General features: G+C 67.4%; 13 protein-coding genes and 2 pseudogenes. 6 read left to right on the forward strand and 9 right to left on the reverse strand.

Going from position 1 to position 14,065, the window contains the following annotated elements:
- The first annotated feature begins 396 nt into the window (after window positions 1–396).
- Window positions 397–876, forward strand: coding sequence for a DUF3717 domain-containing protein (locus AC1VNX_RS02060; protein ID WP_483155257.1), 480 nt, complete (start codon window positions 397–399; stop codon window positions 874–876).
- Between the two features lie 2 nt (window positions 877–878).
- Window positions 879–1,184: a putative signal transducing protein gene (locus AC1VNX_RS02065; protein ID WP_483155258.1), complete on the forward strand. Its 306-nt coding sequence runs from the start codon at window positions 879–881 to the stop codon at window positions 1,182–1,184.
- A gap of 18 nt (window positions 1,185–1,202) precedes the next feature.
- On the opposite strand, the gene AC1VNX_RS02070 is transcribed toward AC1VNX_RS02065, so the two are convergent.
- Together AC1VNX_RS02070 and purB are read right to left on the reverse strand one after the other, a co-directional pair.
- Complete coding sequence (locus AC1VNX_RS02070) at window positions 1,203–1,763, reverse strand: YaeQ family protein (RefSeq protein WP_483155259.1); 561 nt, start codon at window positions 1,761–1,763, stop codon at window positions 1,203–1,205.
- Window positions 1,763–3,141, reverse strand: a pseudogene (gene purB, locus AC1VNX_RS02075) (adenylosuccinate lyase). Before purB ends, AC1VNX_RS02070 begins: the two are co-directional and overlap by 1 nt.
- Window positions 3,142–3,271: 130 nt before the next feature.
- Between purB and AC1VNX_RS02080 the strand changes: the two are divergent.
- Window positions 3,272–3,883, forward strand: a complete 612-nt coding sequence (locus tag AC1VNX_RS02080) for a glutathione S-transferase N-terminal domain-containing protein (protein ID WP_483155260.1) — start codon at window positions 3,272–3,274, stop codon at window positions 3,881–3,883.
- A 72-nt stretch (window positions 3,884–3,955) separates the two neighbouring features.
- Here the strand turns inward: AC1VNX_RS02080 and AC1VNX_RS02085 are convergent, their stop codons facing one another.
- The 5 genes and pseudogenes from AC1VNX_RS02085 to AC1VNX_RS02105 form a co-directional block, all read right to left on the reverse strand.
- Window positions 3,956–5,170 (reverse strand): class I SAM-dependent methyltransferase, encoded by a 1,215-nt coding sequence (locus AC1VNX_RS02085; protein ID WP_483155261.1) that lies wholly within the window; start codon window positions 5,168–5,170, stop codon window positions 3,956–3,958.
- On the reverse strand, window positions 5,167–5,973 hold the full coding sequence (locus AC1VNX_RS02090) for a DUF1365 domain-containing protein (protein ID WP_483155262.1): 807 nt from the start codon (window positions 5,971–5,973) through the stop codon (window positions 5,167–5,169). The genes AC1VNX_RS02085 and AC1VNX_RS02090 overlap by 4 nt, the downstream gene beginning before the upstream one ends.
- The gene (locus AC1VNX_RS02095) at window positions 5,970–6,194 is read right to left on the reverse strand and encodes a hypothetical protein (RefSeq protein ID WP_483155263.1); all 225 of its coding nucleotides are present in this window, start codon (window positions 6,192–6,194) and stop codon (window positions 5,970–5,972) included. Before AC1VNX_RS02095 ends, AC1VNX_RS02090 begins: the two co-directional genes overlap by 4 nt.
- Window positions 6,195–6,265: 71 nt before the next feature.
- Window positions 6,266–6,562 (reverse strand): annotated as a pseudogene (locus AC1VNX_RS02100) (FAD-dependent oxidoreductase); the annotation flags it as partial.
- 292 nt (window positions 6,563–6,854) lie between these two features.
- Window positions 6,855–7,469: a glutathione peroxidase gene (locus AC1VNX_RS02105; RefSeq protein ID WP_483155264.1), complete on the reverse strand. Its 615-nt coding sequence runs from the start codon at window positions 7,467–7,469 to the stop codon at window positions 6,855–6,857.
- 128 nt (window positions 7,470–7,597) lie between these two features.
- On the opposite strand from AC1VNX_RS02105, the gene AC1VNX_RS02110 reads away from it, so the two are divergent.
- From AC1VNX_RS02110 to AC1VNX_RS02120, 3 genes are all read left to right on the forward strand, one after another.
- Window positions 7,598–8,455: a ferritin family protein gene (locus AC1VNX_RS02110; protein WP_093195975.1), complete on the forward strand. Its 858-nt coding sequence runs from the start codon at window positions 7,598–7,600 to the stop codon at window positions 8,453–8,455.
- A gap of 163 nt (window positions 8,456–8,618) precedes the next feature.
- Window positions 8,619–9,509 (forward strand): RNA polymerase sigma-70 factor, encoded by an 891-nt coding sequence (locus tag AC1VNX_RS02115; RefSeq protein WP_483155265.1) that lies wholly within the window; start codon window positions 8,619–8,621, stop codon window positions 9,507–9,509.
- A gap of 86 nt (window positions 9,510–9,595) precedes the next feature.
- Window positions 9,596–10,057, forward strand: a complete 462-nt coding sequence (locus tag AC1VNX_RS02120; protein WP_483155266.1) for a carboxymuconolactone decarboxylase family protein — start codon at window positions 9,596–9,598, stop codon at window positions 10,055–10,057.
- Between the two features lie 4 nt (window positions 10,058–10,061).
- Here AC1VNX_RS02120 and AC1VNX_RS02125 read toward each other — a convergent pair whose 3' ends face one another.
- A complete protein-coding gene (locus tag AC1VNX_RS02125) occupies window positions 10,062–11,237 on the reverse strand; it encodes a septal ring lytic transglycosylase RlpA family protein (protein WP_483155267.1) in 1,176 nt (391 codons plus the stop codon).
- On the reverse strand, window positions 11,230–14,043 hold the full coding sequence (gene glnE / locus AC1VNX_RS02130) for a bifunctional [glutamate--ammonia ligase]-adenylyl-L-tyrosine phosphorylase/[glutamate--ammonia-ligase] adenylyltransferase (protein ID WP_483155268.1): 2,814 nt from the start codon (window positions 14,041–14,043) through the stop codon (window positions 11,230–11,232). Before glnE ends, AC1VNX_RS02125 begins: the two co-directional genes overlap by 8 nt.
- Between the last annotated feature and the right edge of the window lie 22 nt (window positions 14,044–14,065).

The following is a 14,065-nucleotide window of genomic DNA, read 5'->3' on the forward strand; positions in this document are numbered from 1 at the left end:
AAGCGAGGAATGAAGGCCGGTGATTCCGGGGACTTGCGAACGCTTCGACCAAACCTGCACAGGTTCAAATCGAAGGTCTTGCTCGACAGCGTCCGCGCGAAAAAGAACGCGCATACGTTGTCCGACAGGCCGGAAGTGTTTTGCTTCGTATTGACGACCTGACGATTCGCGCTGCCGTGGTCAACAGCGGTCGGGAGCTACTCCCCTTCGTGCGGCGGATTAGAGCATCCAAGCTCTGGGTGGCGCAATCGAAAGTTTTCAGAAATTTAAGGAGAACCGCTTCAGAATGCGCATGGATACGAGGCTCGATGCTCTTGTTTTCATAGCGTTCATGTCCCTTCGGCGCTTCGGGACATTGCCGGACTATGATCGCCGTCCGCTGCTTTTTCACGCTCCATGGCCGCCATACACATCACCGACATCGAGGCCGCCATCAACTACTGGCGCGAGAAGACCCCGTCGCCCGACGGCGTCACGTTGGGCCCCGAATTGCGGGCGCTGGCCGAGGTCTACGCGCTCATGGTCTTCCATCACGAGGACGAGGTCGACGAGGTCGGCTTTCCGCAGAAGGCCTGGGCCGCCTGGATGGCCTGGTACGACAGCACGCCCGACACGCCCTGCATCGCGATCTGCTCCACCAGCCAGGGCGACGACGAATGCAAGGGCTGCGGCCGCAGCTTCGACGAGGTGCAGTTCTGGCCCGGCATGTCGCCCGTCGAGAAGCGCGCCACGTGGCGCCGCATCACCATGGAAGACTCGGCCTGGCGCTTCAACCGCTACGCCGAGCGCGCACGCGAGGCCGAGCGCGATCCGTCGTCGCCGGCTGCCGACGAGCCCGAGTTCGACCCCGACGACGAGAAGAACTGGGCCCCCTGACCATGCGCCGCCTCGCGCAAGCTCCCAACCTCGCGATCGCGACCGTGTGGGCGCACGCCTTGTGCGAGGAGGGCGTGGCCGCCACCGTGCAGCGCGAATTCCTCGGCGCGGTGATGGGCCAGCTGCCGCCCGACCAATGCCTGCCCGAGATCTGGATCGACGATGAGGCCCAGTTCGATCTGGCCAAGCGCCTGCTGCACGAACTGCAGCATCGCCCCCAACGCAGCTGGCGCTGCGTGTGCGGCGAGCAGGTCGAAGGGGGCTTCGAGCAGTGCTGGCAGTGCGGCCAGATGATGCCGGCCGTCTAGCAGGTCAACGCGCCGGGGCTATCTCCAGCGCAGCGGCTCGATGTCGATGCTGTTGACGCCGTCGCCCAGCGTCAGCGTGTTCTCCTGAATGGTCGCCTGCAGCTGCATGCTGCGCTGCGCGAGTGCGGCCAATGCCTGCGAGGCTGCCGTCGGAACGCGATACACCTTGAGGTTCTGCGGCCGCGTGAGCTTGTTCTCGATGCCGCGCCACCAGATTTCTGCAGCGTGGTTGAAGCAGTAGACGACCACCTCGTCCGCCTTGCCGCAGGCCTTGATGATGGGCTTGTCTTCCGGCTGGCCGACCTCGATCCAGAGCTTGACCTCGCCCGTGAAGTCGCGAAGCCACACGTCGGGCTCCTCGACGTTCGACAGGCCGGCGCCGAAGGCCAGCGTGCCGTCGCCGTTGCACACGTCCTGCAGCTGGTGCGCGTTGAGCGCTAGCGCGACCAGCCGGATCATCATCCGCTCGTCGGTCTCGCTGGGGTGGCGCGCCAGGGTCAGCGCGTGGTCGGCGTAGTAGCCGTGGTCGATGTCGGCCACCGCGAGGGTGGCCTTGAAGATGGTGGATTTGAGGGCCATCAGATGCGCTTGGCCAGCTCGGCAGCCTTGCCGACGTAGCTGGCCGGCGTCATGGCCAGCAGGCGGGCCTTTTCCTCTTCCGGGATCTCCAGCGAGCGGATCAGCCCGTGCAGCGCCTCGGCCGTCACGGTCTTGCCGCGCGTCACTTCCTTGAGCTGCTCGTAGGCACCCTGCACGCCGAAGCGGCGCATCACCGTCTGGATCGGTTCGGCCAGCACTTCCCACGAGGCGTCGAGGTCGGCGGCCAGCGCTTCGTCGTTCAGCTCGAGCTTGCCCAGGCCGGTGGCCAGGCTCGCGTAGGCCAGGGTGGCGTAGCCGAAGGCCACGCCGATGTTGCGCAGCACGGTGCTGTCGGTCAGGTCGCGCTGCCAGCGGCTGATCGGCAGCTTCTCGCTCAGGTGGCGCAGCACCGCGTTGGCCAGGCCCAGGTTGCCCTCGGCGTTCTCGAAGTCGATCGGGTTGACCTTGTGCGGCATCGTCGAGGAGCCGATCTCGCCCTTCTTCAGGCGCTGCTTGAAGTAGCCCAGGCTCACATAGCCCCAGATGTCGCGCGAGAAATCGATCAGGATGGTGTTGGCGCGGGCCACCGCGTCGAACAGCTCGGCCATGTAGTCGTGCGGCTCGATCTGGATGCTGTAGGGCTGGAAGCTCAGGCCCAGGCCCAGTGGCGCGGGCGTCTCGATGACCTTGCGGCTGAAGGCTTCCCAGTCGAAGTCGGGCCAGGCGGCCAGGTGGGCGTTGTAGTTGCCGACCGCACCGTTCATCTTGCCCAGCAGCTTCACCGCGGCGATCTGCTCGCGGGCCTTCGACAGGCGCACCGTCACGTTGGCGATTTCCTTGCCCACCGTGGTCGGGCTGGCGGTCTGGCCGTGCGTGCGCGAGAGCATCGACACGCCGGCGAACTGGTGCGCCATCTCGCGCAGCTTGGCGATCAGGCCGTCGATGGCCGGCAGCACCACCTTGTCGCGCGCAGCCTGGATCTGCAGGGCGTGGCTGGTGTTGTTGATGTCCTCGCTGGTGCAGGCGAAGTGCACGAACTCTGCCGCGGCGAGCAGCTCGGGGCGGGCCTCGAACTTCGACTTGATCCAGTACTCGACCGCCTTCACGTCGTGGTTGGTGGTCTTCTCGATCTCCTTGATGGCCAGCGCGTCGGCCTCGGAGAAATGGGACACCAGGCCCAGCAGGTACTTGCGCGCACCGCCGGTGAGCGGCTTGAATTCGGCGAAGCCGCAGTCGGACAGCGCAATGAACCACGCCACCTCGACTTGCACGCGCCGGTGCATATAGCCCTGCTCGCTCATCAGCGGACGCAGCGCCGCGAGTTTGGCCGCGTAGCGGCCGTCAAGGGGGAAAGGGCGGAAACGGTGGAAAAGCTCATGCCCGAATTTTAGGCGGCGCCCGGCCGGCTGGGCCGGCATCGCGCTTTGGGGGCGATTCGGGGTCCGGTTTTCCCGTTCACCTAAAATGACTATTAACAAACGTCATCAATGCATAGGGAGAGAGCCTTCATGAAACTGATCGGATCCGCCGCCAGCCCCTACGTGCGCAAGGTGCGCGTGGTGCTGGCCGAGAAGCGGCTCGATTACCAGTTCGTGATCGAAGACGTCTGGGCTGCCGACACCACGATCTCCAACTCCAACCCGCTCGGCAAGGTCCCCTGCCTGATCATGGAAGGCGGCGAGGCGATGTTCGACTCCCGCGTGATCGTCGAATACCTGGACACCCTGTCGCCGGTCGGCAAGCTGATTCCGCAGCAGGGCCGTGAGCGCGCCGAGGTCAAGACCTGGGAGGCGCTGGCCGACGGCGTCATGGACGCCGGCGTGCTCTGGCGCCTGGAAGCCACCTGGGCCGGCCGCAACGACGGCGAGCGCAGCGCCGCCTGGATCGAGCGCCAGCGCGCCAAGGTCGAGGACGGCATCGCCGCCATGGCCAAGGGCCTGGGCGACAAGCCCTTCTGCAGCGGCATCCACCTGAGCCTGTCGGACATCGCCGTGGGCTGCACGCTGGGCTGGCTGGACCTGCGCTTCCCCGAGATCGACTGGCGCAAGGACAACGGCAACCTCGCGAAGCTGTACGACAAGCTGATGCTGCGTCCGAGCTTCATCGACACCAAGCCCTGAGAAGCCGAGAAGCTGAGAAGGGCTCCACGAAGAAAAGGCGCCGCAAGGCGCCTTTTTCCTTCCTGCCGTCCTTCAGCGCCTGCGCAGCGTGTACTGCACCACGTCGATGTTCGCCTGCGAGAACGCCGCCTCGCAGTAGGCCAGGTAGAACTCCCAGATGCGCATGAAGCGCTCGTCGAAACCCAGCTGCAGGATGCGGCCGCGCTGCCCGAGGAAGCTCTCGCGCCAGCGGCGCAGCGTCTCGGCGTAGTCGGCGCCGAAGGCGAACTCGTCTACCACCTCCAGCCCAGCAGCTTCGGCCTCGCGGCGGAACTCGCGCGGGCAGGGCAGGCAGCCGCCCGGGAAGATGTACTGCTGGATGAAGTCGGTCGAGTCGATGTAGCGGTCGAAGAGCGCGTCGTCGATCACGATGCTCTGCACGCAGGCGTGGCCGCCCGGCTTGAGCAGGCGCGCGAGGCCGTGGAAGTACTCCGGCCAGTAGGCGCGGCCCACGGCTTCCACCATCTCGATGGAGCAGATCGCGTCGAAGGGGGCGTCGTCGATGTCGCGGTAGTCCTGCAGGCGCAGTTCGGCGGCGAGCCCTGCTGTTCGCTGCCGGGCGTAGGTGAGCTGCTCGGTCGACAGCGTCACGCCCGTCACCGAGGCGCCGAAGTCGAAGGCCGCCATCTCGGCGAGCGCGCCCCAGCCGCAGCCGATTTCAAGCACGCGGTCGCCGGGCTTCACGCGCGCCGCCTCGAGCGCGCGGCGCACCTTGGCGCGCTGCGCCTCGGGCATGGATCTGGACAGGTCGCCCTCGAACCAGGCCGACGAATAGTTCATCGTCTCGTCGAGCCAGAGCTCGTAGAACGTGTTGCCCAGGTCGTAGTGCGCGTGGATGTTGCGCGAGCTGCCGGCCCTGCTGTTGCGGTTCAGCAGGTGCCGCACGCGGTACAGCAGGCGACCGGGCCAGCTGCCGTACACCACGTCCTCGATGGCGCGGCGGTTGGCGATGAACACCTTGATGAGCTCTGTGAGATTGGGCGTGGTCCAGTCGCCCGCGATGTAGCTCTCGGCCAAGCCGATGTCGCCCGACTTGAGCGCGGCCTTGCAGGCGTTCCAGTTGCGCAGCGTGAGCGAGGCCGTCGGGCCGCTGCCGGGCGTGACGCCGAAGTGCCGCACCGAGTCGTCGGGCAGGCGCACCGTGAGCGAGCCGCAGGAAAGCCGCTGCAGCAGGCCGAGCACCGTGCGCGCGGCGGCGGGTGCGTCTTGCGGCAGCGAGAAGCGGGAGGCCGTGGTGGTGAATGTCATGGGTTGGCCTGCTGCTGGTGATGGTGGTCGCGCGACACGAAATCGGCGGGCGGCGCCGGCTTGGAGACGAAGGGCACGCGCTTGAGCCAGAGCTTCGCGGCCTGCCAGTGGATGCGCGCGATCAGTCCGAAGGTCATCGCCGGGTAGCGCCAGAGGGCGCGCCCTGTGCTGGCGGCGGTCATCGGGCCGAGTTCGCCGCTCACGCTGGTCTGCAGCAGCGGGCCGTCGGCGTCGTCGTGGTCGATGCGCACCACGGTGCGCGAGAGCGCGGCATCGACGAAGAAGCGGAAGCGGTAGCTGCCGTCCATTCGACAGAAGGGCGAGACGTGGAAGGCTTTGGTGGCCCGGAGTTCGGCGCCGTACACCGGTTGGTCGAGCAGGTAGCAATGCCGCTCGCCGAAGGTGTTGTTGACCTCGACCACGATCGCCCGCAGCACGCCCTCGGGCGTGTGGCAGTACCAGAAGCTCACCGGCTTGAAGGTGTAGCCGAACACGCGCGGATAGCAGTGCAGCCAGGCTTCGCCGCCGGCGTCGTGGATGCCGTGGGCGGCCAGCAGCTCGTCGAGCCAGGCCAGTGCGCCGCCCTGTTCGGGCGAGCGGGCGTCGCCGTGGTCGACGTCGAAGAAGGACAGGGCTGCTCTGCGGTTGATGGCGAGCACCGCCTCGTCGGTGCCCGTGCGCAGGGTGCGCATCGGCAGCATCAGGAAGTAGGTCGGGTAGACGAAGGCGTTGCGCGCCGGGCGCAGTCGGGCGTGGCGGACTTCGCCGAAGCCCATCAGCGGCACGGCCTTCGCGGAGGTCATGCGGCCAGCCTTGCCTCGGGTTGGCCGGCCGGGGACGACAGCCGCGTCCGCAGGCCCTCGGCCACGGCCAGGCCGGCCTTCAGGCCGTCCTCGTGGAAGCCGTAGCCCATCCATGCGCCCGTGAACCAGGTGCTGCGCTGGCCTTGCGGGGCGGGCACTTGGGCCTGCGCGCGGATCGCGGCGAGGTCGAGCACCGGGTGGTCGTAGTCGTATTCGGCCATGACCTGACTACGCGCGATCTCCCGGACCGGATTCAGCGAAACGACGACCGGCTGCCATCGTGGCGCGCGGCCTGGACCGAGAACGACATGTCGGACGCTGCCGTTTCGACGCCGAGTTCGCCGAAAAGCCGGATCAGCTTCGGGTAGGTGCGGTCGTTGCAGACCAGGAAGCCGGTGTCGACCCCATGGGCGACCGGCGTGGCATCGGAGGCGGAGCGCGGAAGCTCGATCGTTGCCGTATGGGCGTGGCCACCGAAGTAGTCACTGGCTTCGAAGAGGGTGATGGAGGCCGCGTCTCGCAGCGAGTGTGCTGCGGCCAATCCGGAGATGCCGGCGCCGACTATGGCGACGCGAGGGGCCCGCGTCATTGCGTAACCCCGGCCCGGCTGGAATACAAAAATGCTGCGAGGCGCCCCGACGCGAAGGAGGGAGGGAGGGAGGAGGAGAAGAATCGCCTCGGGATTTCGACCGGACGGCAAACGCCCGGAAGACCTCGCAACATGAAAACCGAAGGGCAGTCACTGCCCACGCGATTTAGGAGCGCAGCATCCGCAGCACGGTTCCCGTCTGGTTTGTAAACGTTTGTTCCGTCGAGTTCACAATGGTTGGACGTATCGGTGAATAATATTACCGATGCGTTTTCTTGTGAACTGATCGGTATTAATTTGGCCCGAGCTGCTTCTCGATGACGTTCACGAAGCCGTTCTCGTCCGGCGCCGTCATGCTCGACCACGCCTGCACGACCTTGCCGTCGCGTCCGATCAGATACTTGTAGAAGTTCCACTTCGGCGTGGTGCCCGAGGCCTGCGCGAGTTGCTTGAACAGAGGATTCGCGTCGGTGCCGCGTACCGAGGACTTGGCGAACATCGGGAATTTCACGCCGAAGGTGCTTTCGCAGAAATCGGCGATTTCCTTGTTGGAGCCTGATTCCTGGGCGAAATCGTTCGACGGGAAGCCCAGCACCACCAGCCCGCGCGAGCGGTATTTCATGTCCAGCGACTCCAGCCCCTTGTACTGCGGGGTGAAGCCGCAGAAGCTGGCCGTATTGACCACCAGGACCACCTTGCCGGAGTACTGGCACAGGGACTGGGGTTTTTCGTCCTGCAGCCGCGGGAAGGTGTGTTGCAGGATCGCCGGGCACCCAGCGGCCTCTGCCGGAGCGGGTGCGGCTGTTGCAGTCTGGGCGTGCGCCGGAACGGTCGAAACGAGGCTCGCCACGAGGGAAACCGCAGGGGCGCAGCGCCACAGCATCGACAATCGGAAGGGGGTTCGCATCGCGGGCTCCTGAATCAAAAAGGGTATGCGCATCCGTGCCGCAAGGGCGCGCGTATCCGCATCATCGCGCTTCTGTCATGGGCGCGCCAAACGGGCCGACTAAAATCGACGGCCTTAGAAAGATATAGATGCTCTATCCGGAACTCTTCAGACAACTCGAATCCGTCCGCTGGGACATGGACAAGGATATTCCCTGGCAGTCGTTCGACGCTTCCTTGCTGTCGGAAGAGCAGGCGCAGACCATCAAGATGAATGCCATCACCGAGTGGGCGGCACTGCCGGCTACCGAGATGTTCCTGCGCGACAACCGCCACGATAGCGACTTTTCCGCTTTCATGTCGATCTGGTTCTTCGAGGAGCAGAAGCATTCGCTGGTGCTCATGGAGTACCTGAAGCGCTTCAGCCCCAAGCACGCCCCCACCGAGGAAGAGCTGCACGAAGTGCGCTTCGACTTCGACCCGGCCCCGCCGCTCGAAACCCTCATGCTGCATTTCTGCGGCGAAATCCGCCTCAACCACTGGTACCGCCGTGCCGCCCAGTGGCACACCGAGCCGGTCATCAAGCACATCTACACCACGCTGAGCCAGGACGAAGCCCGTCACGGTGGCGCCTACCTGCGCTACATGAAGCGCGCGATGGAAAAGTTCGGCGACGAGGCCCGTGCCGCGTTCACCAAGGTCGGCGTCCTGATGGCCAGCGCCCGCCGCACGGCGCAGGCCCTGCACCCGACCAACCTGCACGTCAGCAAGGCGCACTTCCCGCGTGACACCGTCCAGAGCCGCATGCCCGACCCCGACTGGCTCGAGCACTGGCTCGACAAGCAGATCAAGTTCGACGCCGTCTGGGAAACCAAGGTCGGCGAGCGCATCCTGCACAACCTGAGCCTGCTGATGAACCGCAGCTTCAAGACCGTCCAGGAACTGAACCGCTACCGCAAGGAACTGGCGGCCACCCTCGGCCCCAAGCCCGAATACCAGGGCGCGTAACTGTTGCTCGCCCCCAGGCTGCACGACACTTCGTGTCGCTTCGCCAACCCCCTACCGGGGGCGGGCCGGCCGCTTCGGGCGGCCGTGCGCGACGGCCCTCCCGAAAACTCCATCTGTTGGTGAGAGGGCGTCACAAACCGGGGACGCCAGCCGTCTAGCCCGCATGGACGACGCAACCCTCACCTTCGACCGCCTCCGCCCTCGCCTGCAGGGCATCGCCTACCGCATGCTCGGCTCCATGGCCGAGGCGGAAGAGGTCGTGCAGGACGCCTGGCTGCGCTGGCATGAAGCCGCCAGGGACACCCTCGACAGCGCCGAAGCCTGGCTGGTGACCGTGGTCACGCGCCTGTCGATCGACCGGTTGCGCGCCGCCAAGGTCCAGCGCGAGCACTACATCGGCGCCTGGATGCCCGAGCCCACGCTGACCGGCCAGCCCGATTCGCCCGCCACGCCCGAACAGCTGCTCGAGCGCGCCGACAACATCTCTGTCGCTTTTCTCGCCATGCTGGAGCGCCTCGCGCCCGAGGCCCGCGCCGCCTTCCTGCTGCGCGAGGTGTTCGACGCCGACTACGGCGAGATCGCCCTCACCCTCGGCAAGACCGAGGCCGCCTGCCGCCAGATCGTGCATCGCGCCAAGCTCCAGGTGCAGGAGGGGCGCCCACGCTTCAGCGTGCCGCGCGAAACCCACGAGCGCCTGCTGCGCGCCTTCGCCGATGCCGCCGCGCGCGGCAGCCTGCAGGAGCTGAAGACGCTGATGTCCGAGGACGTCGAACTCATCGGCGACGGCGGCGGCAAGGTCCAGACCTTCAGCAAGATCCTGCGCGGCAGCCAGCGCCTCGCGCAGCTCTACTACTCGCTGTGGCGCCGCATGGGGCCGGCGGTGCGCATGGAGCTGGTCGACATCAACGGCGAGCCCGGCATGCTGCGCTTTCTCGACGGCGAACTCGAATCGGCCCAGACCTTCGAGATCGAGAACGACCTCATCGTGCGCATCCGCGCGCAGCGCAACCCCGACAAGCTCGCGCGCATCGCGCAGATCTATTCCTCGAAATAAATAGTCCGGGGCGTGTCACAGGGCGAACGCCTCGCCCGTCTTCAGTGGGTAAGCAGACCGATTCAATCAACCCACTGGAGTAACTAATGAACACCACCGCACGCCTGAACTGGTTCAAGCTGGTCCCGAAGTCCTTCGAGGCCATCCTCGGCGTCAACGCCACCATCGAGTCGAGCACGCTCGGCAAGGTGCTGGTCGACTACGTCTTCGCCCGCGTCTCGCAGATCAACGGCTGCGCCTACTGCCTCGACATGCACGTGCGCGACCTGCGCAAGCAGGGCGAGGAATGGCAGCGCATCAACAGCCTCGCCACCTGGCGCGAGGTGAGCTTCTTCAACGAGCGCGAACGCGCGGCGCTGGCCTGGGCCGAATCGCTCACCCGCCTGGCCGACCGCTACGACGCGCGCGAAGCCGAATTCGCGGCGCTCAAGGCCAACTTCAGCGATCTGGAAATTGCCGAACTGTCGGTGGCGATCGCGCAGATCAACACCTGGAACCGCCTCAACGTCGCCAGCGGCGTGCCGGTGCCGGTCAAGCCGCTGCTCTGATTGCCTACCGGCGCTCCACCACCATCGGCGAGATATGCAGGCTCTCGCGCAGCTGGGCGATCACCTCTCCGGCCGCGTTGCGCGAGGTGAATGGCCCTGCCTGCAGCCGATGCGTCCCGGCTTCGCTGAACACGCGCAGCTGCGATGCCAGCGAAGGCACGCCACGCGCGGCCTGGTTCAGCAGGCTCTGAGCGCCGTCCCGCTCGCGGAAGGCGCCGAGCTGGACCCAGAAACCCGGCAACGCCGCCGAGGGCTGCGCGGCGCCGGGAGACGATGGCGGTGACGCCGGCGCAGCCTGCAGCGGAGCCAGGTCGTTGACCACGATGGCTTGCCGCGTGGGCGGAATCGATGGCGGCGACTGCGCCGACTCGGGCTCGGCCCCAGGCGGCTGGGCAGCGGCCATCGGCGTCTGCGGCGCCACAGGCATCGTCGATACCTGCGATGCATCGTTGCCCGCCGCTGCGACGTGCGCAATCCATTCGGCCGGTACCTGCACTGGTTGCTGCTGCTGTGTCCGGCTCGACGGCACGCGTATGGGCACAGGCACAGCGGCAGCCGGACCCGAAGCCGCCGCATACGCAGTCCCCGAATCCTGCCGCCACGCCCCGGTACGGATGTCCTCGTTCGTGATCCGCTCGATTTCCACCGGCGCCACGCCGCGCAGCAGGTCGAGCTTGAGCGCGGCCGTGTAGCTCAGGTCGATGATGCGGCCGTCCACGAAGGGGCCGCGGTCGTTCACGCGCACGATCACCTCGCGCCCGTTGGCCGGGTTGCGCACGCGCACGTAGCTCGGCAACGGCAGCGTCTTGTGTGCGGCCGTCATGGCGTACATGTCGTAGGGCTCGCCGCTGGACGTGGACGCCGCGTGGAACTTGCGCCCGTACCACGAGGCCAGCCCCGACTCGCGGAACGGCCGGTCGTCGGTGATCGGCGCATAGCCCCGGCCCAGCACCGTATAGGGCTTGCTGGTGCCGCCACTGGAGCGGATCGGCTCGATGCGCGGTTCCGCGTCGGGCACGTTCGCGAGGTCGGGCGGAATGTTGGTGCCAGGGCCGTCGCGGCCGCTTGCAGCACCGCCTCCGCTGCGAGGACCGCTCGCGCAGCCGGCCAGGAGAACGGCGACGGCTACCGCGCACGCTGCCAGCGCGGTGGTGGCAGGGGAGCGGGCTCCCTCAGCCAAATACGGCCTTCCACAGCGCCAGCATGGCGTCGCGCTCGGCCGCCAGCGCGGGCGGCGTGACCTGCGTGGGCTCTTCGTTGAGCCGCGCGCGGTGCTGCACGCGGCGCAGCTCGCGATAGGCCCGCGCCGCGCTGCGGCCCACGCCTTCGGGCAGCAGCCCGGCCAGTTCGGCGCGCAGCAGCAGCGCGATGTTGCCCACGTTCGGAATCAGCTCTGGATGCTCGCCCGAGGACGACAGCACCAGGAACTGCACCGCGAACTCGGCATCGACCATGCCGCCGGGGCTGTGCTTCACGTCGAAGCGGTCGGCCTTCACCGGCCGCGCGCCGCGCAGCTTGTTGCGCATGGCGATGATCTCGGCCTTCAGCGCCTCGCGGTCGCGCGGCGCCACCAGCACGGCCTCGCGCACCTGGTCGAAGCGCGCCCCCAGCTCGGCGCCGTGGTCCTCGCTGCCCAGCACGAAGCGCGCGCGCGTCATGGCCTGGTGCTCCCAGGTCCACGCGGTATTGCTGCCGCGGCCGAGCTGGTATTTCTCGTAGGCCTCGAAGCTGGTGGTCAGCAGGCCGGAGTTGCCGTTCGGGCGCAGGGCGGTGTCGATCTCGAACAGGTCGCCCTCGCGGGTCTTCACCGTGAGCCAGTTGATGAGCTTGCGCACGTAGGCCGCATAGACCTCGCCGGCGCGCTCGTCGTCATCGTCGTAGACGAACACGATGTCGAGGTCGCTGCCGTAGCCCAGCTCTTTTCCGCCCAGCTTGCCGTAGCCGATGATCGCGAACTGCGGCACCTCGCGATGCCGGTTGCGCACATGCGGCCAGCACCAGCGGGCCGTCACGCGCAGCGTGGCGTCGGCCAGCGCGCTGAGGTCGTCGGCCACCTGCTCGACGGTGAGGCGGCCGTCCACGTCGCGCGCCAGCGTGCGGAACACTTCGGCGTGGTGCGCGTGGCGCAGCAGGTTCAGCAGGCGCTCCTCGTCGGCCTCGCCGGTGCGGGTGAGCGATGCGTGGCGCGCGTCGAGCTCGCGCTCGAACTCGGCGGCGACGAAGCGGCCCGAGAGCATCTCGTCGCTCGCCAGCTCGTCGATGACGCCGGGGTGCTGCATCAGGTAGCGCGCGGGCCACTTTGCCGCGCCCAGGAGGCGCAGCAGCCGTTCCTGCACGGCGGGGCGCTCGACCAGCAGCGCCAGGTAGCTCTCGCGGCGCAGCAGCGGCTCGATCCAGTCGGCCCAGCGCATCGCGGCATCGACATGGCGCGGGGTCTGGCCCGCGCCGTCGCCGTCGGGCTCCTTCAGCCACAGGCCGGTGCGCTGAACCAGCTGGCGCAGGCGCGCGCGGGTTTCCTCGCGCAGGGCCAGCACGCGGGGCTGCTCGCACCAGTCGCGGATGCGCTCGGCGAACGCCGGGGGCAGGTCGTCGAGCAGGTCGGCCAGGTCGGCGGGCGCGGCGGCCTTCTTGCCGCTGCACTTGCCGTTGCAGGGCTTCTCGCCACCGAGCAGCTTGTCGAACTCCTGCGCGACGAACTCGCGGTGCGTGTCGAGCTGCTCGAGGAAGGGGCAGCAGCTGGGATAGCCCATGCTCTGGGCGATCCAGCGCAGGTCGTCGTCGGACACCGGCAGCACATGGGTCTGCTGGTCGTCGAGGTACTGGATGCGGTGCTCGACGCGGCGCAGGAACTCGTAAGCCGCGGCCAGCGCGTCGGCCGTTTCCTGCGGCATGAGGTTGGCGCGCGCCAGCCGCTGCAGCGCATCGAGCGTGGGCCGCGTGCGCAGCTCCGGAAACTGGCCGCCGCGCACCACCTGCAGCAGCTGCACGGTGAACTCGATTTCGCGGATGCCGCCGCGCGAGAGCTTCACGTCGTTGGCACGCTCGGGGCGCCCGGCGCTGCGGCGCGCCGACTGCTCGCGGATCTGCCGGTGCAGCACGCGCAGCGAATCGAACACGCTGTAGTCGAGGTAGCGGCGGAACACGAAGGGCAGCACCGCGCCGCGCAGGCCCTGGGCATGGCCCGCGAGCACGATGTCGCGCGGCGCGACCACGCGGCTCTTCATCCAGGCGAAGCGTTCCCACTCGCGGCCCTGCACCTGGAAATATTCTTCCAGCGCATCGAGCGAGACCACGCTGGGGCCCGAGTTGCCGTTGGGCCGCAGCGCCAGGTCGACGCGGAACACGAAGCCGTGCTCGGTGGTGTCGCCCACCAGCGCGTAGATGCGCTTCACGGCGCGCGCGAAGTACTCCTGGTTGGCCAGCCGGCCGCGCCCGTCGGCGTCGCCCTTGGTCTCGCCGTCGACGTCGTAGAGGTAGATCAGGTCGATGTCGCTGGACACGTTGAGCTCGCGCGCGCCGAGCTTGCCCATGCCCACGATCCACAGCTGCGCGCGCTGGCCTTCGGGGCCGAGCGGGGCGCCGTGGGCCGCCTCGAGTTCGCGGCAGGCCTCCTGGCACGCAATGTCGAGTGCCAGCTCGGCCAGCTCGGTGACGGCGGTGGTCACCACGGCCAGCGGAGCCTGCTCGTCGCAATCAAGAGTTACAAGCCGCTCCATCACGAGCTGCCGCACAATCCTCAGTGCATCGCCGACGCCGTCCCCACGCTGGCGCAGTGCCTCGTAAGCCACCGTCATCGATTCGCGCCGCGGCGCGCCAGGGGGAAGCAATGAAAGCTCGGCTGCATACCTGCGGCGCAGGCGCTGCACGAATCTCGAATACGACGAGAACGCCTCTTTCGGCGCCGAAGAATTGGGAGAAATGGTGTCTGGCAACTGGTTCACACCGATGCTGGTTTCCGTGGAACCCCTCTGAATGCTGGCGGTCATAATTCCGGACACAGCGCGATCC

The sequence above is a fragment of the Variovorax sp. TLI9-5A genome, from assembly GCF_056867935.1.

Coding starts and splice junctions, on each gene's coding strand:
- AC1VNX_RS02060 (WP_483155257.1), top strand. CDS start 397: ATGGCCGCCATACACATCACCGACATCGAGGCCGCCATCAACTACTGG.
- AC1VNX_RS02065 (WP_483155258.1), top strand. CDS start 879: ATGCGCCGCCTCGCGCAAGCTCCCAACCTCGCGATCGCGACCGTGTGG.
- AC1VNX_RS02070 (WP_483155259.1), bottom strand. CDS start 1,763: ATGGCCCTCAAATCCACCATCTTCAAGGCCACCCTCGCGGTGGCCGAC.
- AC1VNX_RS02080 (WP_483155260.1), top strand. CDS start 3,272: ATGAAACTGATCGGATCCGCCGCCAGCCCCTACGTGCGCAAGGTGCGC.
- AC1VNX_RS02085 (WP_483155261.1), bottom strand. CDS start 5,170: ATGACATTCACCACCACGGCCTCCCGCTTCTCGCTGCCGCAAGACGCA.
- AC1VNX_RS02090 (WP_483155262.1), bottom strand. CDS start 5,973: ATGACCTCCGCGAAGGCCGTGCCGCTGATGGGCTTCGGCGAAGTCCGC.
- AC1VNX_RS02095 (WP_483155263.1), bottom strand. CDS start 6,194: ATGGCCGAATACGACTACGACCACCCGGTGCTCGACCTCGCCGCGATC.
- AC1VNX_RS02105 (WP_483155264.1), bottom strand. CDS start 7,469: ATGCGAACCCCCTTCCGATTGTCGATGCTGTGGCGCTGCGCCCCTGCG.
- AC1VNX_RS02110 (WP_093195975.1), top strand. CDS start 7,598: ATGCTCTATCCGGAACTCTTCAGACAACTCGAATCCGTCCGCTGGGAC.
- AC1VNX_RS02115 (WP_483155265.1), top strand. CDS start 8,619: ATGGACGACGCAACCCTCACCTTCGACCGCCTCCGCCCTCGCCTGCAG.
- AC1VNX_RS02120 (WP_483155266.1), top strand. CDS start 9,596: ATGAACACCACCGCACGCCTGAACTGGTTCAAGCTGGTCCCGAAGTCC.
- glnE (WP_483155268.1), bottom strand. CDS start 14,043: ATGACCGCCAGCATTCAGAGGGGTTCCACGGAAACCAGCATCGGTGTG.